Source organism: Bartonella sp. AP19HLJMH (assembly GCF_042196245.1).
GTDB lineage: Bacteria > Pseudomonadota > Alphaproteobacteria > Rhizobiales > Rhizobiaceae > Bartonella.
Genome location: NZ_JBHIPX010000001.1, coordinates 313,994 through 336,218, shown reverse-complemented (window position 1 = coordinate 336,218; position 22,225 = coordinate 313,994). Strand labels below are relative to the sequence as shown.

Genomic DNA, 22,225 nt, shown 5'->3' with positions numbered 1-22,225 from the left:
ATATGAAACTTAAATTTAAACAACAAGAATTTCAAAATGATGCCGTTAAAAGCGTCATTGATTTATTTAAAGGCCAACCACGACGAGATTCTTCTATTTTCTTGTGTTCAGAACAAGGACAATTAGCGTTAAATGAATTTGGTTATGGTAATCAATTATTGATTAGTGATGAAACTATATTAGCAAATTTACAAGAGGTGCAACAGAACAATAAACTCGTGGCGAGTAAGGCGCTAGAGCAAAAGCAGTTTTCTATTGAGATGGAAACGGGAACAGGCAAAACTTATGTTTATAGCAAGACGATTTTTGAGTTAAATCAACGCTATGGCTTTATCAAATTTATTATCGTCGTACCAAGTGTTGCTATTCGCGAAGGGGTATATAAATCACTTCAAGTAACAAGGGAGCATTTTCAAGCAGAGTTTGATAATCTGCCCTATCGTTATTTTATTTATAATTCAAAAGATCTTTCGCAAATTCGCCAATTTGCAAGCTCTACCAATATTGAAATTATGATTATCAATATTGATGCATTTAAAAAAGCAGAAAATATTATCAACCTTCCGCAAGATAGACTGAATGGCGAAAGTGCTATGCGCTATATCCAAGATACAAATCCGATTGTGATCATAGATGAACCGCAATCGGTGGATAATACAGCAAAAGCGAAGGAGGCTATTGCGAGCCTTAATCCACTTTGTGTTTTCCGCTATAGTGCCACGCATAAAGATGAGATTAATCTTTTATATCGTTTAACACCTGTTGATGCTTATAAAAAAGGACTGGTAAAGCAAATTTGTGTCTCTTCTAATCAGATAGAGCAAAATTTTAACCGTCCCTATATTGCCTTGAAATCCGTATCACACAAACATGGCTTTAAGGCGCGCTTAGAGTTGGATATTGCGGGAAAGAATGGCATTGTGAGCCGCAAAACAGTTACAGTGAGACAAGGCGATGATCTGTATCGCGTTACGGGCGGGCGTGAGCTTTATAGGGGTTATATTGTTTCGGGTATCAATTGCATGGCGGGGGATGAAGCCGTTGAGTTTTCTGATACTGAAATTGTCAAATTTGGCCACGCCCTTGGTGATGTGAGTACAATAGAGCTTAAACGCGCGCAAATTTATCGCACTATAGAAACACATTTAGATAAAGAATTGCGGCTTGCGCCTTTAGGGATTAAAGTTTTATCACTTTTTTTTATTGATGAGGTGGCTAAATATCGTAGCTCTGATGAAGAGCCAGCACTTTATGAGCGTATGTTTGAAGAATGTTACGAAGAGCTGTTGGCGAAAAAGAAATATGCCTCCTTGCGAACTAAGTTTGCGCAAAATGTTCGAAACGTGCACGGCGGTTATTTCTCGCAAGACAAAAAAGGCGTCTATAAGGATACAAAGGGCGACAGCCAAGCTGATGATGACACTTATAACACGATTATGCGTGATAAGGAGTGGTTATTATCTTTTGCATGCCCCTTGCGTTTTATCTTTTCGCATTCGGCCTTGAGAGAAGGCTGGGATAATCCGAATGTGTTTCAAGTGTGTATGTTGATTGAGCAAAAATCGAATTTTACCGCACGGCAAAAGATTGGTCGCGGTTTGCGCTTGTGCGTAAACCAGCACGGTGAACAGGTAGAAGATAAAGATATAAATGTGCTGCATGTTATGGTGAATGAAAGCTTTGCTGAGTTTGTGAGTACATTGCAAAAAGAATTAGAGGCGGATATTGGTTATAAACTTGGTACATTGCAGATGGAGCATTTGGTTGGCCGTATTTATGAAGATGTAAAATATGTGGCCGCTAAAGTGGAAGTATCGCAAGCACAAAAAATTGTTAAAATACTTGTTGCAAAAGATTTTATTGATGAGGCGGGTGTCGTTAAAGTAGATCAAGATTTAGTGGCGAGCGAATTTGAGGCTATAGGGGCGGAGGAAATGCCACGCGAATTGCGTCAAGAAATTGTGAAAAAAACTGATGCGGGCGCGCTTATTAATGTTGAGACGCTGCAAGATCTGATTTATATGACAGCTGTGACGGAAACAAAAATTCTGTCTTCGCAAGAGGCTGCTGATATATTGGTTGAGTTGCGTGAAAAAGCCTTGCTTACATCAGCAGGAAAAATCACAGATACATTAAAAGCGCAATGGGCGACTGGGACGTTAGATTTAAGTGAACGTTTTAGTAAAGGGCAGAAGCAGGCTGTGCTGCAGGCGCTAGAAGCGAGCCAAGCCATGCCGATTATTCGTAATGCTACGCGCGAGGTGCGGGTTAAGCTTAAAAAGCAAACAGTGGCTTCACCAGAGTTTTTGGCCTTGTGGGAGAAGATCAATAAAAAGACCACTTATCGTGCAAAGCTTGATCGCACAGAGTTTGTTGCCAAAGCAGTGGATGCAGTGGAGAAAATGGCGCCAGTTGCGCCCGCGCATTTGGTTTATCAGACAGCAGAGATAGAACTGGATAGTGCTGGTGTGACCTATGAAGAGCAGTTATTAAAGCAGAGTGCGCTTGATTATAGTTTTTGTGCACTGCCGAACATTGTACATTATTTGACCTTAAAGCTGAAATTAACCACAAAGACAATTATTGGTATTTTGACCAAGAGTGGCCGTGAGCATGAGTTTGTAAAAAATCCACAAGCTTTTTTAGAGCGCATAGAAGAAATACTCAATAAAACCCATGTTAATCTTACAATTGATGGCATTAAATATTTAAAGCTGGTCGGGCAAGAATATAGTGTGCAAGAGCTTTTTACCAGTGAAGAGCTTGTGGCAAATTTAGAGCGTACAGCTGTTGTGAGTGAGAAGAGTGTGTATGATCATGTGGTTTATGAAAGCAGTGTGGAGAAAGAGTTTGCACAAAGTCTTGAAAATGATCCTGAAGTCAGATTGTTTTTTAAACTACCAAGAAGTTTTAAAATAGCCACTCCCATTGGTTCTTATACGCCTGATTGGGCAGTTTTTTTAGAGCGAGATGGCGAACAAAAGCTTTACTTTGTGCTGGAGACAAAAGGGGCAAACAGCGAGTTTGATTTGCGACTTAAAGAAATACTGAAGATTAAATGCGGCAAAGCGCATTTTGCTGCACTGCAAACGAGCGTTGCGTTTAACGACCAGCCGGTGATAAATTGGCGTGAATATAAGCGTACTTTGCCCGAAGGGGCGCATGAGTTTCCAAGTGCTGCGGTGGTTGTTACAGAATGATTGGAGCATGAAATACTTAAGGGGGAAGGGAGAAAAGCTTTTTATATCAAAATAATAAATTGATAAAAGGTAGTTATAATGTACACTTCATGTTGAATTTAATTGTTTTCATTTAATACAGGAGGTAAAGTTATGAAAACTAAAGATATGTATAAACCACTGAAAAAAAATTAAACAGGTTGATGTTGCTGCGCTCAAAGCCCGAGCAAGTGAGCAGAAAATGGCTGCTTGAGGCGCTTCTATGAATTGAAGTTTTAAAATATACAAAGCTGGCGGCAAAAAAAGCTGCCAGCTTTATAGCTTTTGGATATATTAATGACGATAGATTATGAAGTTAAAAAGTTGCTCTATGGCTGTGGGGCAATGAGCGGGGTTCGGTTGATTACAGGTTCCTTCCATGCTTTTTTTTCTTGTCTATGGGTGTTAGTATAGCACAGTTATCCTTATTACAAATTGTATTTAGCGCGGCTATTTGTATTTTTGAAGTGCCTTGTGGGATTTTAGGAGATAAAATTGGCGTTAAAAAAAATGTTATCTTATCATGTTTCTTTTTTTCGCTCTTCTTCTTTTTATGTATTTACGCGCCTAATCTTTCTGTCTTAATTCCGGCAGAAATTATATATGCTTTAGGCTTTGCTTTATGCTTTGGCGCTGATAGTACATGGATTAAAGGCTTAATCGACGGCGGTGGATACAAGGGTAGTTTGATCTACCACCAAGTAAACGTCTATAAGCGGGAACTGATGGCATTCATGAATATGGTTGCTGGTGCGCTAGGTGTTCTTATTGTTTTGTGTATGGATAATTATCAGTCGGCATATTATTTTTGTTCTTTCGGGTTTTTCGTGCTTGTATTCTTGTTTAGTCGGGTGACGGGGATAGGTATTGCATCCGCTTCGGATAGTCAGTAAATAGACTCGGGTTCTTTGTTGCATGCAACAGAAGCTTTTACTTATTTAGTTACCTCAAAAATCGGGTTATATTACATATTGATATGTGGTTTTATTGTTGCTGCATTGCAGCCAATATTTCATTTTTGGCAACCTTTTATTTTGGGACAGACAGGAGTATTAGACAATGCGACAGGAAAGACTAAAATTCTTATTCTTGGCCTGTGCTTTGTGTCTTATACTCTCGTAAAATACTTATTTAATCGCTTTGTGATTAAATATCTTATGCAAAAATATGCTCCTATGGCGATAACTTTGTGCTCACTCGTCCTAAGTGCTGTTGTTATGCTTGCTCTGCTTCTCGTTGCAAACAGTTGGGCTCCTATTATTTTATTCACCGTATTTCACAGTTTTTTTCTGTTCCTATGACGCAGTTTGAAGCAGAATTTTTTAAACATATTCAACAAAAGAATGCAAATACGGTTTTATCCATTGTTAGTTTTTTTGCGCGTATTTTGGGTATTTTAGCGCTTGTGCTGATTGTTGGTTGGCAAATAATGTTTGTATAGAAGCAGCTTTTTGTTTTGCCTTGGTTTGTATATGTTCAATTATCCCGCTTAATTTGGCCTAGCTTTATACTGATAAAAAGTTAATAAAAAACGAAGAGGTCTGAGAGTGAAGATACAGTTGAATAGGGACTTGCCTATGACTTACATAAAGACACAGGAAAAAATAGTGTGTGGGTCATCTTATATGGATTGAGTCGAAATTAATAGCTGTCCATCGTTTTTAGCAGAGATGCTTACCGATTTGAATGCGCCAAATGATTGTGCTGTTATTCTCCAGAAATATCGCGAACGAGTATATCAAGAGGATATGATATTGATGTGTTGTTAAATGAATACTTCAGATTGGATTCGGAGGAGGCCAAAATTATTATTTTTGGGGAGGGCAATCATTCATATGAAGCCTCTATAGGTTTTGTGATGTGGACATGGTGCGTATAGTTATAGAATGCTCTCCTAGTGAGTGCTAGATGGTGCTTTTGCGTTCGTAAAATATTGTGCGTTGGTTGTTGAACTAAAGTTTCATAATTTTAGATCGTAGAGCGGTGGGGCATCGAGGTGCCTTATGTATCATAAACGCTCTTTTTTAATTGGTGTATAGGCACAATGGATTGTAAAAATGCTAATACCTGTGTTTTTTGACAACTTGGTCGGCTTTGTTTTTTTTACGTATGTAAGCAGCGAGTAAGCAAAGGTTAGCACAGGTGTATTACTTGCAGTACCAAAAAGTTTGATTAAAAATACTAAAAATGGATATACAAGACGAACAAACGGCTCGCTGAGGATCTTTTATCAATGACTGTAGTTGCTTGGGGGCATAATATTGTACAAAAAACCAATAAAGGTGCATTGCGCTTCTTTTTTAAGAACTGGGCATCTCCTCTTACCTTAATGCGTTCTCATTATGCAGCCTTTACACAAGACTTGCGATGGAAAGACTTTACGGAAAAAATCAATGTGTTTTGTTTAAAAGATCTGAGCTTAATATGCCCTTCAATATGGAAGGGTATTTCACAATGTTTGTTGTGATGAAGCAATTGCTCTCTCTTGGCATGCCACTGGCTGTTGGGTTGATCTCTCAGATGATGATTTCCTTCACAGATGCAGCGCTTGTAGCGCATTTAGGCGTGCAAGCCTTGAGTGGTACAATGTTAGCTCTGAGTATATTTAGTTTTGTTATGTTGTTTGGGCTAGGTATTATTACCGCGGTTGCACCAAAACTTGCGGAAAGTTTTCGCAGACAAGATAGATATGCATTAAAGGCATGGTTTGATCAAGGAATATGGCTTTCCCTTGTGATTGGAATGATGAGTGCAATCATTTTACTCAATACGAGGAATATTTTGTGTCTTCTCGGCCAAGATGAGACAATTGCCAATATAGCACAGGAATATAATAGTGGCGCTGCTATAGGAGTGGTGTTTTTTTATCTTTATGTGAATAGCCGAGGATTGCTGTCAGCAATTGGTAATCCAAAGCCCTTAACTTGGGTTATGCTTGCGGCTATCCTTGTGAATTTTCTTATCTCTTGGCCGCTTATTTTTGGTATAGGTTCTGCAAGCGGATTAGGTGTCTTTGGTGCAGGAATTGCGAGCAGTTTGATCCGTATTTTAATTGTTATTGCAGCAGCAATAATTTTGTCCCGCAATTCTGCTTTTCATTCTTTTCGCTTTAATTATTTGAGACCAAAGTTAGAGATTTCACGAATAATAAAATTGCTGCGAGTAGGGCTACCCATTGGTATACGTATTCTTATTGCGGAGGGCTTTCCTTCGGTCATTGCATTTATGATTACGGCTTATGGGGTCGAATCTTTGGCCGCGCATACGATAGGGATGCGTCTCGATATGCTTATTTCTGTGGTGGCTTTGGGGATTTCCAGCGCAGCCGCGACAATAGCAGCGTGGTATAGAGCAGATAGGAATAATATGGCTCTAAAACAGCTGCGTATGAGTGTCACTGTTTTTGCTGTAGCTTATGTCTTGTTTTTATCAGGGATTGTTTATCTCTCTTATGGATTCATCCTTACAACCATCTTTAATATTTCTTCAGAACGCGTTGTTGTTTTCTCTTGGAAGTTGCTTCCGTTCATTTTATTGTCTTTTGCTTTTGGCACTTTAGGAGCTATGCTCAATGGCATACTTGTGGGTTTGCTTGATACGTTTTGGTCAACAATTGTTGTAGCAATAAGTTATTGGGGGTTAGGCCTATTTGGGGGAGCACTAATGGCGCATTTTTTTGAATATGACTTTATTGGCTATTGGCTTGGCATGATTGGTGCAAGCTTAATCGTTTCTCTCTTTAATTATATGCGCGTGGGTTATTTAATAAAATGCAATCCTATATTTGGGGCAGAGTGAGTGTTATAAAAGCGCTTGTAAAGCACTAGCTGTGAAGGCTTAGCTACTCATCGTCCATAGAGGCTGTTTTACTTCTATGGAGATAACAATATAGGTTACAAAACTTGCTTAATATTGAAAAGAAGTGTCTTTGATTGTAGCCTCAATATTATTTGTTGAGTTTTTAAAATAATATGGGTTTATTAAAATCATTCGGCTACAATTTAAGAGTAAGTTCGGTAGATTGGAAGAGTTTAATACCTTAAAAAATGACGAGAAAAAACGTGCTTATATTCATACGCCGTTGAGGAGGCATTTAAAAAAGTTGTTGTTTTTATAAGTCATTACCATTGTGATGCTAAAACGCATGCATTTGTCAAAACAATCGCAGACGCTCACGATGTTATTCTTGCAAGCCCTGTTTATCACGGGTCTTATTCAGGGTGATTGAAGAATGCTCTTGATAATTTAGAGTATAATGCTTTTGGGATAAAGTTTTTGGTCATCTCTCTCATGACAATATAACCCAAAATGCGCACTGCCCTGTGTATATTTGGTACCAATTGTGCATACGCTTTATGGACAGGCGCTGCAATATCAAGTTGCTTCGGCTAAAGATGATTTTGCGTTTGAGAATGAAAACCGTACACGGAGACTTAGCAGCGTAAATGTACGGGCTTGCTGCGCACATCTTGCTGATAAAATGTACAATAAGGGTGGAGGATATGATCAAAAATGATAGGAAATACCGTTAGTTAGTCGTTGGTGGTACAGGAATATTGGCTCCCTTCGCCGGTTATTAGGGCTGAGCAACGTGATTATCGCAGCGCGTTTTCGTTTTCATCAATCCAAAATTGAGTTATTTCAGACAAGGGCTAAATATATACTTTGGAGATTATTATAAGCCATAGGCACAATTTTTAAAAGGGGTACCCCTATGGACGGGCTTGAAATATTGCATATTATGGGGGGCATTCGCCTGCACATGTATTTTCGTGTAGGTTGAGATTGAGCGGTTGGCCTTCTTACCGAAGCCTCTGCGTATTGTTCATGTTTTTGGTTCTAATGCAGAGGATAAAATAATCTCTGGATGTGCGCATCACAATAAGATTGATTCTACATCTGTAAAATTAGGTCGGAAAAGGCGATCATAGGGCCGACGGTGGTCAATGAGAAAAGTATTTATGATCATGAGATTTGTGAGAGCCGTATTGAGAAAGAGTTTGCGCAAAATCTCGATAATGACTCTGATGTAAGATTGTTTTTTAAACTGCCAAGAAATTTAAAAATAGCCACTCCCATTGGTTCTTATACGCCTGATTGGGCGGTTTTTTAGAGAGGGATGGCGAACAAAAGCTTTACTTTGTGCTGGAAACAAAAGGAACGAATAGCGATTTTGATTTGCGCCTTAAAGAAATGCTGAAGATTAAATGCGGCAAGGCGCATTTTACCGCTCTTGAAACTGGTGTGGTGTTTAACGAGGCACCGGTGATGAGTTGGCGCGATTCTAAGCGGGGATGGTGGTAGAGAGAGTGGTGGCTGTGGTAAGAGTGGGCGGCACGAATGACGCTGTCTTTAGTTGCGTACCGCCCCAAGCTAATTTTGTGCTTTGCGAAATTCGCTAAGGCTTTTGGACGTACCGCGTTTACCGCGTAATAAAATCTTATGAATATCATGCAGAAGGCACGCAGAAATGGGTGATTGCGTGTCTAGCTTCCCAATGCCGTAATTAGGTACAGCTACATAATGAGATAGCTCTTCAATATCATCAGTTACACTGATACTTTTTCTTTATTTTCAAACAATAATAGGTCAGATGGTAACGATTATGTCCTTTCTATCTAAGAAAAGAGTAGCACCGCTTGCGTATATGTACGAGTAAAAGTCAATCAACATTGGTCTGAGGTAAAAACCGTCAATTATTTCTAATACACCTAAGGATTTCATAGCTTGCTCTAACGGTTTATATAAAGCCGCCCTTTTAAAAGGTGGATTGGGTGGAAAATTTATTGGAATATAGGCTTTATGAATCTCTCGAACTAAGCTTTCTACTATGCAGGCCCTAAGGCGTGATTGCATATATGGTCGCATCTGTTGCTGCGTTGTGTAGGCAAAGATCCTAAACTAGGAAAGGAGGGCTGCTCTTTTGATTACAAAGGAAGAATACGGCTAATTACAAAGGAAGAATACGGCGCGTAAGTGCAGCAAAATGTATTTTGAGGAGCAGAGGGGTGAGGCATTTGATGTCCAGCGGGTAACGGATTAACTGGAGTATAAGTGGGTATTGCTAGGGCGGAGTTTTTGGTTAAGAATTGCACTTCGTACGCTATAAGCTCTCTGCATCCTTCATATAGGCGTTGGATCATCGCCCAATCAACGTAAAGGGGCTGTTTTGTCTTTAGCGTTTGTTTGGCTGCTTCTATAGTGCCGCTGGCTCTATCAGCCATTATGGTGATAATTTTCTCGTCCAAAGAATAGATCAATTGATTGCGTAATAGGGTATGTGTGCCTTTTTGACCGTGTCTTTTTTTTAAAGCAGCTGTTACCTCGTGGAAGGATTGGGTGTGTCTATATGATCAGCCTGCCAAAGAAAAGGAAGCGTTATTGCGATAGCCACCAATAGGAGTCCAGCGATAAAGGTGGCAGCAAACTGCAATGATATAAAAGAACCAAGGACGCCGACCAAAAAGCTTCCGACCGGCGTTCCAGCATAGCCTATCACTCGAAAAGCAGAATTAGCTCGCCCGAGAAGTTGCTTTGGTGTGAGGCGCTGCCTGAAGGCGGTAACACCAATAAACCATAAGCTTGCTCCAACGCCAGCAATAAAGGTGACGCCCCATACGACGACAGCACTTTTTGAAAAGGCTGGAATCAGCAACAAGACAACAGTTCCTAAACCGTCAGTGAGAACAGCTAGGCGCACCGGTGCATAACGTATACGCGGTGCAAATAGGGCACCTGCCATTGTTCCAAGCGCGTAGGCTGCAAACATCACGCCATATTGGCTGCTATGTAGGCCCAGATACCGACTGTCGGTAACGAAGAAGATGAATGAGGTTAGGAATGCTCCAAATACCACCGATAGAAAGAATGTGAGTAATGTAAGGGAGGTAAGATGCCGATTTGAAAAAATAAAATGAAAGCCGGCAATGATATAACGGAAAGTGATGTTTTCTTTATCAAGTGCTGGCGATGTCGGAACAGCACGGCGAGCGGTAAAAATCAATGCGATAAAAAGCACGATTAACAGGCCGAGAAATAGCAGGGTGCTATGCGCTAAAATGCTGCTTGTTATGACAGGGGCAAGAAAATAGGAGACCCCGAAATCTAAGAACAAGACAATAGAGTAGAAGGTCATCAATCGCTCTCCCTCCATGATAAGTGGTGGAATCGTCATTATATAAGCTTCGGCAGAAACGACGATGAATCCAGCAATGGTTGCATAGAAGAAAATTTGTTCGGCTGGAGTAATCTGTATCATAAGTAGTATGAACAGGACAATATGCAGTAGCATGAAGATGAAGAGAGCTGTGGTGGCAAGTTTTATTTTGTCGCAGCGATCAAGTAAAACGCCTGCAAGGATGCCGAAAATTGGCCACGCTAATGAGAAGAGACCTTGCGCCCAACTTACTCCGACTACGCCATATCCAGATTGTCTTGCTAATAGCGGGATGGCAGTGCGCAAAGCACCGCTGAGTAAGGCGAGCAGACTAACGGTTAGGCAAAAATAGCGTATGTTCTTGTTGGCAAAAAGCGTGAACATTCTGTTCTCCTTAAGATGCCACACAGGTTTCCGCTGGTCCATCAAGTACGGCGGTTGTATTCAGCATGTTTGCGACATAGCCGTCCAAGATATTCCTATCTGCCTGAGGTAGAAGAAAATACATAAGGTTGGAATACCATTGCCAACCACGCTGAGTCAGCTGGAGATCGTTATCACTTTCTGCGATGAGACCTGCACCTATGAGCTGTTGTAGGTTATTGTAAACGAAAGAGGGGAGTGCGGTCCAGTCAATTCTTTCTTTTTTGGCATAACCGTTATAAGGTAGCCTCATACACAAAGCCTTGGAGGCTTGTTGCTCTGCTGATACCCAATTGTAGTATACTTTGGATTTTCCTTTAAGTTGTATGTCGGTAATGTATCCGCTTCGACTGGGATTGGCTCGTGTGACGAGTGAGCTGGGAATCGACAGTGCTGACGCCCCAAAGCCAACGACATAATCGTCATGATAACCATGCAAATATTTGTGATAGCGGAAATAATTAGCTGAACTCGTTTTAGCGAGCGTTAGAGGAGTGTTATTGGCAATATTGATATAGGAATGCCCATTACACGGCGCATAGCCGCAGCTGCGCATAACGATATCGCTAAATAATCGAAGCATTTGTCGATGCTGTAGGCTGGACGGTTTTAGCCCTTTTTGTGCGTAAGACTTATGCAGTTGCGACGTGATAGCCAGATTGTTGATTGCATGAAGGTTGATGGTTTCAGGGTGAAGCTCGCTGGCTTGCTTCAAATCGTATAATAGTTCTTCGGCTTGCTAGCTGTGCATGCCATATAGTAGGTCGAAACCGACATGTCCAATTATCTCTTGTGACAAAGCCACGGTATTGTTGATTTGTTCACGTGTTGAGGTGAGGTTAAACAATGATCGGAAACGCTCAATGAAACTCTGTACACCGAAGTTCATCCGGTTAACGCCGATCTCACGGGCAGCATAAAGTTTATCACGTGTGACGCTCTTCGGTTCGCTTTCCAGTGTAAATTCGGTTAAGGAAGAGAGCTCAAATTCGGCATGCAATACTTTTCCGATGTGTCGGATATTATCTGCCGACAAAAGCGATGGTGTGCTGCCCCCTATATAGATGCTGCGGATGGGCCCTCTAAGCGAGCGAATGAAATTTCCTTTGGTTCTGATCTCTGTGGTAAGCGCTGACATATAAGATTCGATTTGTTTAACGTGCTTGTAGTCCCCTTTCTGAAAGGGACAAAAGGAACAGATGGTTTCACAAAAGGGAATATGCAAATAAAGAGAAATAGTATGCGCTTGTGGAATCTGCTTACTGTGCGCTAGTTTATTAAAGTCTAGGTAATCGTAAAATTCATTTGAAATAGTGCGAAATAACGGATATGTGAAGTTGTAAATCAGCTTGAGTTGATCGAATTTCACAAAAGGATGATCCACGAGTTGCATAGCTTATCTCCCCCAATTTCTTAACGCGCACTATATTATTGACGGGCGACTGGTGATCCAATTATCCGAGTGTATTACCAAAGATTTTCACGGAACATAATGAATCCTCCTTTTGTAGAAGTTATATGTATTATACATATAACTCATTATATGAACAGATGAGCTTGTTTAAGAGGCAATGGAAAGATAAAAAAATGTCTATTTATAAAAAAACTTTCTCTTGCAGTCTTATGGTCTGATATTGTAATTGGTATCCTGTTTTACGTGGTCGGGCTATGGATGCCTAGGGCGAGAAAAAGCAGGGTATTTTAATGGACGTGCGGGGCATCATTGTTATGTTGCTGGGACTTGGAATTTGCGTCTGGTTATGAGATATCATTAGCGCAAAAAGATGGTTTTAAAGGTAGAGATACATTTTTTAATATCCCTGTAAAACTTCGAGAAGAGATAGAGTTATCCTATTAGAAAACATATAAATATCCAGTGTGATAATATTATCGAATTACATGACATCATCACTCTTGCACGCCATTTTGATATACTACCTAAAATCTCATTGAGATTGTGCCATGTACTGGCAAACAGGGATAGATCGTGTTTTGGTATGACTGCGGCGAAGTTACGTGCCGCATTATCTTTGCTAGAATCCAATAGGATTAGGCTTAATGGGGTGCCTTTGCATGTGGGCTCTAATTTGAATTCGACTGAGTTAATAGTATCCACCTTAACTAAGGCTGGAAAGGATATTTACGCATTGAAGGATCAAAAAAGTTTTATCAGTCTAGGCGGGGGATATTCGACTTCCACAGCGTTCTGCGATGCCATGACGGTCAATGACGAATACCCTCGTAAAATTTATGAGGCATTGTCACAATTGGGTTGTGATTTACATAAGCTTACGGTAATTATTGAATCTAGGCGTATTATATCTGAAGATTATGGTTATTTATTTTCAAATATTAGCTCTATAAAAGAGCAGAATGGTACGAACTTAATTATAATCTGGGCTCTGGGGATGTGTACTCAATCTGCACAGTATCACGAGATCATAAGTCAAAGTATGTGAAAGAAACTGATACAAAATAGATTTTACGATGGTGGAAGACCGACGATAAAGGACGTTAGTTCAAAGGAAATTGATATTATTGTGTTCTCATATCCTGATTTTTTGGCTTTTTAGATATAAACAACACACCTCCTAGTGGGCTGGAGACTATCAGATGTTGGATCACGCATGGCGCAATTAGCAAAAAATCCTATCTATTGGATTTGGTATGCTCTACTGGATTCTCAACTCTAAATATTGTGTGTGAAGTGCAATGTCAAGCGGTGGGAATTGATATAAGTGCAGAGTTTGTACCATCCGCTCAGAACAAGGTTGATAGCTCTGTTATGCAGGCGATGGTTAAGTTTCATATTGGAAATGCTGAGCGTATGTCTTATCCTGAAAATACATTTACGCATATTATGGCGGGGTGAGTGTTTGTAAGCACTAGCTGTAAAGGCTACTCACCATCCTAGGGTGTTTACTTCTATGTGGATAATAATAGAGTTACAAAACTTGCTTCATAATATTAAAAGAAAAGTTGCCTTTCTTTTAATTAAGCATTGCTACAACCAAAAGGAAATTAAATATCTCGCCTTTATTATTCTCGCCAATGTTTGTTTATATATGATTATTTGAATCGGAATTAGGTTACGTACAATATGGTATTTCTCGCTGTTTTATATAAGGAGAAGGTTCGCACCGATGTATCGCGTGCAATATCAATTTTTTCACTATGGTGATAGGATAGCTTGTTGAGCGTAAAGTTCTTTTACCTTGATGGATCTTATAGTATTATTCAAAATATCAGTTGATAAATTTTTTTCGTGTCGTTTATGCATGGGCTGATACAATAAGAATAGGACTTGATTGTTTTTAAAGTTGGTATGTTATGGATGTAAAAAATGGTAAACAAACGAAAAGTAAGAATTTTAAACCTGTTTCTCGTTTTCTCAAAAGTTTACGTGGTGTGCACAATTGGGAACAAGTTTCACAATGGCTTGCTTTCCGTAAGGTAGAGGATATTGAATGTATTACGCCTGATCAAGCAGGGGTACCACGGGGCAAGATGATGCTTTCTAAAAAATTTACATCGGAAACATCATTGGCATTGCCTTCAGCAGTTTTTATGGCAACAATTTCAGGGGATTATCCGGAAGATGGTCATGGTTTTGAATATCCTAAAGCAGATGGTGATTTACGCCTTGAGCCTGATCTTTCTACGTTAAGCATTGTTCCATGGGAAGATGCTCCTACGGCACAGGTGATTTGTGATCTTGTGTATCAAAATGGTCAGGTTGTAGATTACACACCACGCAATGTTTTACGAACGGTGGTTCACTTTTACACAAAAATGGGTTTAAGCCCTGTTGTTTCACCAGAAATTGAGTTTTATTTGGTACAAAAAAATCCCGATCCTGATTATCCGTTAGTTCCACCGGTTGGTCGTTCTGGGCGTTCAATTGGTGGTGGACAGGGGTACTCCATTGCTGGTGTTAATGAATTTGATGATTTGATTGATGATATTTATCAATTTTCAGAGGCACAAGGATTGGAAATTGATACCCTCATTCATGAAGAAGGAGCAGGTCAGTTTGAAATTAATTTACGTCATGGTGATCCTATTGAGTTAGCGGATCAAGTTTTTATGTTTAAACGAACAATTCGTGAAGCAGCACTAAAACATAATATGTATGCAACTTTTATGGCAAAACCCATTCAAGGGCAGCCGGGTTCTGCTATGCATATTCACCAATCGGTTGTTGATAAGAAAACCGGTATGAATATTTTTACACAGGAAAATGGTGAAGAAAGTATCTGTTTTCGCCATTTTATTGGTGGATTGCAAAAACATATGCCAGGGGTACTTGTGATGCTTGCACCTTATGTGAATTCTTATCGACGTCTTGTCCCTGATAATTCGGCTCCTGTTAATTTGCGATGGGGATATGATAATCGTACTACAGCTTTTCGAGTTCCCCGTTCTGCTCCTCAAGCGCGGCGTGTTGAGAATAGACTTCCTTCATCAGATGCGAATCCTTATTTAGCCCTTGCAGCTTCTTTAGCGTGTGGTCTTATTGGTTTGCAACAAAAAATTGAGCCGGATGAGCCAGCGACAAATAATGTAAACGCTGATAATATTGAGTTGCCGCGTGGACTCATTGAGGCAGTCAATTTGTTTGAACAAGATACAGTGATACGTGCTATTTTAGGGGATGTGTTTGTCAGTACTTATGCTGCAATCAAACGCCAAGAGTTTGAAACTTTTATGGAAGTAATCAGTCCGTGGGAGCGTGAATATCTCCTGCTGAATGTTTAAATTTTATGACGATGATTGATTATAATTCAATTTCTCCAGGAATTTCTTGGTATGAGGATGCTTTAAGAGAACGTCCATCGTATCCTTCTTTTTGTGAAAACAGACAGTGTGATGTGGTCATTATTGGAGGCGGATTTACGGGTCTTTCGGCTGCTTATCATTTAGCCAAAGCTGGAGTAGATGTTGTTTTATTTGAAGCATCACGTTTTGGTGATGGTGCTTCAGGGCGCAATGGTGGACAGCTGGGAACAGGGCAACGGCAATGGGTAGAAACATTAGAAAAAAAGTATGGTTTTGAGCGGAGTAAGGCTCTGTTTGATTTGGCAGAAGAAGCTAAAAGAGATATTTTAGCTTTATGCGCAATGCCTAATTGTCCGTGTGATTTGATAGGAGGACAGCTTTCTGTAACTCATAAAAGGCGTGAGCTTCTCTCTTATCAACGGCATATTGAGGCGATGCAGCGTTATGGCTATCACGCGCTTACTTTTATGGATAAGGCTGAAACATTTGAGCGACTTGGATCAACTTTTTATTGTGGTGGTATTTATGATGCGGATACCGGTCATATAAATCCCTTAAAATTGATTATTGGGTTGGCAAAAAGAGCACAAGATGCTGGTGCTAAGCTTTATGAGAAGTCACAAGTAACGACCGTAAGGCGCAAGGGAGCACATTGGAAAGTAATAACAGAAAAAGGTAGTGTAACAGCAGAGCATGTTTTACTTGCAACAAATGGGTATAAACTTGGTCTGGAGCGTTTTATTGAAAAAAATATTGTTTCTATTCGCTCTTATATTGGAGCAACGGACCCATTACCAAAGCATAGTTCAATTCTTATAGGGGGGGAATCGGTTGATGATTCCCGTTTTATGGTTCGCTATTTTCGCAAAAGCATTGATAATCGTCTCTTATTTGGTGGTGTAGAAAGTTATGATAATAAGCATCCTCTAAATTTAGATGAACGTATAAAACGGCAAATTGTTGAAATTTATCCTCAATTACATTCTATCAATTTAAGCCATCGGTGGGGAGCAACGGTTGCCATCACAGTTGAACGCATGCCCTATGTTCGCCAAATTTTTTCAAGGATGACTTATTGTGGTGGTTATTCAGGGCATGGCGTTATGCTGGCTCCTTTCGTGGGAAAATTATACGCAGAATGGTTAACTGGAAAATATGAACGTTTTTCCTATTTCCAAGACTTAAAGATTTCATCTTTTCCGGGGGGAAGAGTTTTGCGTTATCCGCTTATATTTTTAGCAATGCGTTGGTTTTCTTTATTGGATCGCCTTTAATGTAAACATTGCTTGAAATGAAGAAAATTAATGGCTTATTTAGTATCTGTCTGCTTTAATGATGAAAGCTTTTATAAGTGATATGGGATTTCATAATCGAATAGAAAAATAAACAAGTTCATGGTGCGTAAAATTATTCCAGTTTCTTCCTTTGATTGTATTGTTTTTGGTGGCAATGGTGATCTGGCGTTGCGCAAGCTTTTGCCGGCTTTGTATCATTGTCAGTGTGCTGGGCAATTCAGTGAGCCAACACGTATTATTGGGGTTTCGCGCACTTCCTTAAGTTGTGAAGAATATCAAAATTTTGTCCGCATTTCTTTAGAAAAACATATCCATCCAAAAGATCTAAATTCAACAGAACTCAATCGTTTTCTTGCACGTTTAACTTACGTTTCTGTTGATGTTACCTCAAATCGAGGGTGGGAGGATTTAGCCCTTCTTCTGTCACAAGATTCAGCGGATGTTCGAGCTTTTTATTTGGCTGTTGGTTCGTCACTTTTTGCTGATATTGCGATGAAGTTGGAAAAAAATGATTTGGTGACACCACAAACACGGATTATCATTGAAAAACCAATTGGTTGCGATGTAAAAACAGCGGTTTCACTTAATGATGTATTTGCAAGCGCCTTTAATGAAGAACAGATCTTTCGTATTGATCATTATCTTGGGAAGGAAACTGTTCAAAATTTAATGGCATTGCGGTTTGTTAATACACTTTATGAACCGCTATGGAACTCCAATTATATTGATCATGTTCAAATAACCGTTGCTGAATCTTTAGGGTTAGAGGGCCGTACAGAATATTATGAAAGCACTGGTGCTCTACGCGATATGGTTCAAAACCATATGCTACAATTACTTTGTTTGGTTGCGATGGAAATACCATTTACCAACAGTGCTAATGCTGTGCGCGATGAAAAACTTAAAGTTTTACATTCTTTAACACCGCTTGATGTCCATAATGTAGGGCAGCATACTGTACGTGGGCAGTATCTTTCTGGTCTATCAAATGGTATATCGGTAGAGTCTTATTTTGATGATCTGGGAAGAGTGAGTAAGAGTGAAACATTTGTAGCACTTAAGGTTAAGATTGATAACTGGCGTTGGGCTAATACGCCTTTTTATTTACGAACAGGTAAGCGCATGTTCACGCGAATGTCTGAAATTGTTGTGGTTTTTAAACCTATTCCTCATAATATTTTTAATGTGGATTTAGATGAAATTTTTTCTAATCGGCTTGTAATTCGTCTCCAACCTGATGAAGGTGTAAAACAATGGTTGATGATTAAGGATCCAAGTTATGGCGGTATGCGATTTCGTCACATTCCATTAGACATGAGTTTTGCTTCCGCATTTTCTGAACGTAATCCTGATGCTTATGAACGTTTATTAATGGATGTTATTCGTGGAGATCAAACACTGTTTATGCGTCGTGATGAAGTTGAGGCTGCTTGGCGTTGGATTGATCCAATCATTGAGGGATGGGAAGCAATAAAACAGCCTGTTCACAGTTATAACGCTGGTTCGTGGGGGCCGTCTGCTTCGATGAGCCTCATGGAACGTGATGGGCGTATATGGAACAATTTAGTTTAGAGCAATAAGTATGTATAGAATGAATATTGACCGTTTAGATTTTGAAACCCCTCAGACTTTAGCCTTGGCATTAGCAGATCGAGTAGCCGCAGAGCTTAGTGTATCTGTTCTTGAGCGCAAGAGAGCAGTTTTAGCGGTGTCTGGTGGTAAAACACCAGAATTGTTTTTTCATTATTTGTCAAAAGCGGATATTGATTGGCAAAATATTATTATCACTTTGGTCGATGAACGTTTTGTCCCTACACACGATGAACGTTCAAATGAACATATGGTACGGTGTCATTTGTTACAAAATTTTGCCGAAAAAGCACGTTTTGTAGGGCTTTATCATAAAGCAATTACTGCTGAACTTGCTGCTTTTTCAGCGGCGAGTCGTGTTAATACTTTGCCTAAACCCTTTGATGTTGTTGTTTTAGGAATGGGGGAGGATGGACATACAGCTTCCTTTTTTCCTGATGCTGATCGTTTAAAGCAAGCGCTTGATCTTCGAACGCAAGCACTTGTTTTACCCCTTCATGCCAAGAGCGCTGTTGAGCCAAGACTCTCACTAACTTTGCCAGTTATTATGCAATCTCGTTGCGTTATTCTCCATTTCGAAGGTTTTCAGAAACGCGATTGTTTTGAAGAAGCTTGTCAAGACGGGTCTGAAATAGAAATGCCTATTCGGGCAATTCTGCGTAATTCCCCTCATCTCGTTCAGGTTTATTGGTCGCCTGCAGAAAATGAAATAAGTGAATCAAAATATGTGACACAAAGTGAATAAAACGTAATCTCTCTCAATGAATGAGGGGAAGAAACAATGAAAGGGGGAGAGAAATATGGCACTTTCCAAGACAATTGCCACAGTTACACGAAGAATTTATGAACGTTCTCGATCAACACGAGAAATTTACTTAGATCGTATTGCGAAAGCACAAGTTCATCGCCCCAAACGGAGTTTTTTAGGATGTGCCAATCAGGCTCATGGGTTTGCTGCTTGTGGTGCAATAGATAAAGAGCGTTTGAAGGGAAATATCGTTGGGAATATTGGCATTATCACGGCATATAACGATATACTTTCAGCACATCAACCTTTTGAAAAATTTCCTCACTTAATTAAAGAGTCGGCCCGTATGGTTGGTGGTGTTGCACAGGTTGCAGGTGGTGTTCCCGCGATGTGCGATGGTGTTACGCAGGGAAATGCGGGGATGGAGCTTTCCCTTTTTTCGCGTGAAGTAATTGCAATGGCAACAGCTATAAGCTTATCACACGATGTCTTTGATGCAGCATTGTATCTTGGGGTGTGTGATAAAATTGTGCCAGGTTTATTGATTGGTGCCCTAACATTTGGTCATTTACCAGGAATTTTTATAGCTGCTGGTCCTATGACAAGTGGTCAAGGTAATGATGAAAAAGCGAAGATACGTCAACTTTACGCGGAAAATAAAATAGATCGTCAAACACTTCTAGCATCAGAAGCACGTTCTTATCATGGACCAGGAACATGTACATTTTATGGAACAGCTAACTCTAATCAGGTGATACTGGAGATGATGGGGCTTCATATGCCGGGAGCTTCTTTTATTAATGCGAATACACCGTTGCGTGATGCTTTAACAAAAGAAGCCACGAAACGTGTACTTGAAATGACAGATCTTGGTGATCATTATAGTCCACTTGGTATGATCATTGATGAGCGTTCTTTTGTGAATGCCATTGTAGGATTAAATGCAACAGGAGGTTCTACCAATCATGCGATTCATTTGATTGCTATGGCTGCTGTTTGCGGTATTAAATTGACATGGCATGATATTGCAGAAATTTCATCCGTTGTGCCTCTTTTAGCGCGCATTTATCCTAACGGTTTAGCAGATATTAATCATTTTTACGCTGCGGGGGGAATGGGATTTATTATTCGCGAGCTTATCGAGGCAGGTTTGGTACATGAAGATGTTTCTACGGTTTTTGGTAAAGATCTCAATGCTTATGCAATTGAAGCAAAGCTTTCTGCTGATGGTCATGTGGTGCGTGAAGCGGCTCTTAAGGAAAGTGGTGATCATAAGGTGTTAGCGGGGTGGAGAAAGCCATTTCAGCTTGATGGTGGTCTTCGTGTTTTATCAGGAGATTTGGGAACAGCTATTATAAAAGTTTCCTCTGTTAAACCAGAGTATTGGCAGATTAAAGCACCAGTCTTTGTTTTTAATGATCAAGAGGAACTACAAAAATCTTTTAAATCTGGAGTGTTGCATAATAAAGACTTTATCGCTGTCATTCGCTATCAAGGACCAAAAGCCAATGGTATGCCAGAGCTTCATAAATTAACGACCATTTTAGGCGTTTTACAAGATCGCGGTCAAAAGGTAGCATTGATAACCGATGGGCGTATGTCAGGAGCGTCAGGAAAAATTCCTGCTGCTCTCCATGTGACACCAGAAGCAGTGGATAATGGCCCCATTGCACGTTTGCAGGATGGTGATATTGTTTTTCTTGATGCTCATGAGGGTAAATTAACTCTTTTGGAGGATTTAGCAAAATTTAACGCGCGAAAAATCATACCTCCGGATCTTTCAAAAAACGAACATGGTGTTGGACGCGAACTTTTTCATGTTTTTCGTCAATCCGTTAATCGTGCAGATCAAGGGGCATCTGTTTTTATGACATGAAAAATGCAAAAATAAATAAGCTGAATCATATACAATGAAACCATATACAAGGAATTGTTACAATTTTTAGAATTTTGGTATCGGCAGATTGTGTGATCGCGCGGCGGCTTTGAGTGTATTAACCATAAGCATGGCAATTGTCATTGGTCCAACGCCTCCTGGAACAGGGGTGATCGCAGCAGCTTTTTCTTTTACGTTTTCAAAATCGACATCACCAACAAGACGTGTTTTCCCTATACCTTTTTCTGGTGCAGCAACGCGGTTAATACCGACATCAATAACAATTGCACCATCTTTTATCCAGTCTTTTTTAATCATTTGTGGGCGGCCTACAGCTGCTACTAGAATATCAGCGCTTCGACACACATCATCAAGGTCACGGGTACGACTATGGGCAATTGTCACAGTGGCATTGGCTGCTGTTAAAAGGGCAGCCATAGGTTTTCCAACAATATTAGAGCGTCCAACAACGACAGCATCAAGTCCAGATAAGTCTCGTCCACAGTGTTGTTCAATCATCATCATGGCACCAGCTGGAGTGCAGGGAATAATTGCATCTTCAAGTGCATTTGCCGCGAGTTTTCCTACATTAATATAATGAAAACCATCAACATCTTTTTGGAAAGCAACGGCTTGTGTTATGCGATTTGTATTCATATGAGCAGGGAGAGGCAGCTGTACCAAAATACCATGAATTTTGGGATCAGAATTTAATGTTGCAATAAGTTGAAGGAGTTCTTTTTCTTGCGTTTCTTTGGAAACGACATGTTTGATTGAAAGAAACCCACATTCTTCGGCTTTTTTATTTTTTGAGGTGACATATACTTGACTTGCAGGATCATCTCCAACGATAATAACAGCGATACTAGGTTGTATATTATAGTGATGGCGGAGCTTTGCTGTTTCGGCCTTAACTTTCACAATAATCTCTTCAGCAAGTTTTTTTCCGTCGATAATATTATTCATTCAGAGATCCTTTCGGTAAGGCTGTTTGTTTTTTTTTGTAAAGCATTTTCTAATAATACGATAGAGTTTTATAGCAATATTCATATGAGAACAGTAAGAATGGTTTTATAATGTTGTGGATTTATAGTTTTGAAGACTTTTAAATAATTGCTTTATAAAGAAGCAGCAACATTG

At 39.9% G+C, this 22,225-nt stretch carries 19 protein-coding genes; 14 read left to right on the top strand and 5 right to left on the bottom strand.

Annotation, left to right across the window (positions count from 1 at the left end; translation table 11 throughout):
* The first annotated feature begins 2 nt into the window (after window positions 1–2).
* The 7 genes from ACFINR_RS01345 to ACFINR_RS01315 all read left to right on the top strand — a co-directional run bounded on the left by ACFINR_RS01345 (window position 3) and on the right by ACFINR_RS01315 (window position 8,522).
* The gene (locus tag ACFINR_RS01345; RefSeq protein ID WP_375652348.1) at window positions 3–3,200 is read left to right on the top strand and encodes a DEAD/DEAH box helicase family protein; all 3,198 of its coding nucleotides are present in this window, start codon (window positions 3–5) and stop codon (window positions 3,198–3,200) included.
* A gap of 410 nt (window positions 3,201–3,610) precedes the next feature.
* Complete coding sequence (locus ACFINR_RS01340) at window positions 3,611–4,111, top strand: hypothetical protein (protein ID WP_375652347.1); 501 nt, start codon at window positions 3,611–3,613, stop codon at window positions 4,109–4,111.
* Window positions 4,112–4,407: 296 nt separating this feature from the next.
* A complete protein-coding gene (locus ACFINR_RS01335) occupies window positions 4,408–4,659 on the top strand; it encodes a hypothetical protein (RefSeq protein WP_375652346.1) in 252 nt (83 codons plus the stop codon).
* 1,013 nt (window positions 4,660–5,672) lie between these two features.
* Window positions 5,673–7,016: an MATE family efflux transporter gene (locus tag ACFINR_RS01330; protein WP_375652345.1), complete on the top strand. Its 1,344-nt coding sequence runs from the start codon at window positions 5,673–5,675 to the stop codon at window positions 7,014–7,016.
* A 544-nt stretch (window positions 7,017–7,560) separates the two neighbouring features.
* The gene (locus ACFINR_RS01325; RefSeq protein WP_273790372.1) at window positions 7,561–7,734 is read left to right on the top strand and encodes a hypothetical protein; all 174 of its coding nucleotides are present in this window, start codon (window positions 7,561–7,563) and stop codon (window positions 7,732–7,734) included.
* A gap of 423 nt (window positions 7,735–8,157) precedes the next feature.
* Window positions 8,158–8,331: a hypothetical protein gene (locus ACFINR_RS01320; protein ID WP_375652344.1), complete on the top strand. Its 174-nt coding sequence runs from the start codon at window positions 8,158–8,160 to the stop codon at window positions 8,329–8,331.
* A complete protein-coding gene (locus tag ACFINR_RS01315) occupies window positions 8,316–8,522 on the top strand; it encodes a hypothetical protein (RefSeq protein WP_375652343.1) in 207 nt (68 codons plus the stop codon). The genes ACFINR_RS01320 and ACFINR_RS01315 overlap by 16 nt, the downstream gene beginning before the upstream one ends.
* Before the next feature lie 623 nt (window positions 8,523–9,145).
* Here ACFINR_RS01315 and ACFINR_RS01310 read toward each other — a convergent pair.
* The 4 genes from ACFINR_RS01310 to ACFINR_RS01295 form a co-directional block, all read right to left on the bottom strand.
* Window positions 9,146–9,442 (bottom strand): hypothetical protein, encoded by a 297-nt coding sequence (locus ACFINR_RS01310; protein ID WP_375652342.1) that lies wholly within the window; start codon window positions 9,440–9,442, stop codon window positions 9,146–9,148.
* Between the two features lie 95 nt (window positions 9,443–9,537).
* A complete protein-coding gene (locus tag ACFINR_RS01305) occupies window positions 9,538–10,758 on the bottom strand; it encodes an MFS transporter (RefSeq protein WP_375652341.1) in 1,221 nt (406 codons plus the stop codon).
* 10 nt (window positions 10,759–10,768) lie between these two features.
* Window positions 10,769–11,512, bottom strand: coding sequence for a hypothetical protein (locus tag ACFINR_RS01300; protein ID WP_375652340.1), 744 nt, complete (start codon window positions 11,510–11,512; stop codon window positions 10,769–10,771).
* A 24-nt stretch (window positions 11,513–11,536) separates the two neighbouring features.
* On the bottom strand, window positions 11,537–12,190 hold the full coding sequence (locus ACFINR_RS01295; RefSeq protein WP_375652339.1) for a radical SAM protein: 654 nt from the start codon (window positions 12,188–12,190) through the stop codon (window positions 11,537–11,539).
* Window positions 12,191–12,650: 460 nt separating this feature from the next.
* On the opposite strand from ACFINR_RS01295, the gene ACFINR_RS01290 reads away from it, so the two are divergent.
* The 7 genes from ACFINR_RS01290 to edd all read left to right on the top strand — a co-directional run bounded on the left by ACFINR_RS01290 (window position 12,651) and on the right by edd (window position 21,085).
* Window positions 12,651–13,256 carry a hypothetical protein gene (locus ACFINR_RS01290; RefSeq protein WP_375652363.1) on the top strand — a complete coding sequence of 202 codons (606 nt, stop codon included), beginning with the start codon at window positions 12,651–12,653 and terminating at the stop codon, window positions 13,254–13,256.
* A 116-nt stretch (window positions 13,257–13,372) separates the two neighbouring features.
* Window positions 13,373–13,669 (top strand): class I SAM-dependent methyltransferase, encoded by a 297-nt coding sequence (locus ACFINR_RS01285; RefSeq protein ID WP_375613552.1) that lies wholly within the window; start codon window positions 13,373–13,375, stop codon window positions 13,667–13,669.
* A gap of 458 nt (window positions 13,670–14,127) precedes the next feature.
* Window positions 14,128–15,555 (top strand): glutamine synthetase family protein, encoded by a 1,428-nt coding sequence (locus tag ACFINR_RS01280; protein WP_273790377.1) that lies wholly within the window; start codon window positions 14,128–14,130, stop codon window positions 15,553–15,555.
* 11 nt (window positions 15,556–15,566) lie between these two features.
* Window positions 15,567–16,850, top strand: coding sequence for an NAD(P)/FAD-dependent oxidoreductase (locus ACFINR_RS01275; RefSeq protein WP_375637536.1), 1,284 nt, complete (start codon window positions 15,567–15,569; stop codon window positions 16,848–16,850).
* A gap of 120 nt (window positions 16,851–16,970) precedes the next feature.
* On the top strand, window positions 16,971–18,443 hold the full coding sequence (zwf, locus tag ACFINR_RS01270) for a glucose-6-phosphate dehydrogenase (protein ID WP_375652338.1): 1,473 nt from the start codon (window positions 16,971–16,973) through the stop codon (window positions 18,441–18,443).
* 10 nt (window positions 18,444–18,453) lie between these two features.
* Entirely contained in the window at window positions 18,454–19,206 is a 753-nt protein-coding gene (gene pgl / locus ACFINR_RS01265; protein ID WP_375631536.1) for a 6-phosphogluconolactonase, read from the top strand.
* A gap of 55 nt (window positions 19,207–19,261) precedes the next feature.
* Window positions 19,262–21,085: a phosphogluconate dehydratase gene (edd, locus tag ACFINR_RS01260; RefSeq protein WP_375638021.1), complete on the top strand. Its 1,824-nt coding sequence runs from the start codon at window positions 19,262–19,264 to the stop codon at window positions 21,083–21,085.
* A gap of 66 nt (window positions 21,086–21,151) precedes the next feature.
* On the opposite strand, the gene folD is transcribed toward edd, so the two are convergent.
* Window positions 21,152–22,051 (bottom strand): bifunctional methylenetetrahydrofolate dehydrogenase/methenyltetrahydrofolate cyclohydrolase FolD, encoded by a 900-nt coding sequence (gene folD, locus ACFINR_RS01255; RefSeq protein ID WP_375629801.1) that lies wholly within the window; start codon window positions 22,049–22,051, stop codon window positions 21,152–21,154.
* Window positions 22,052–22,225 lie beyond the last annotated feature (174 nt).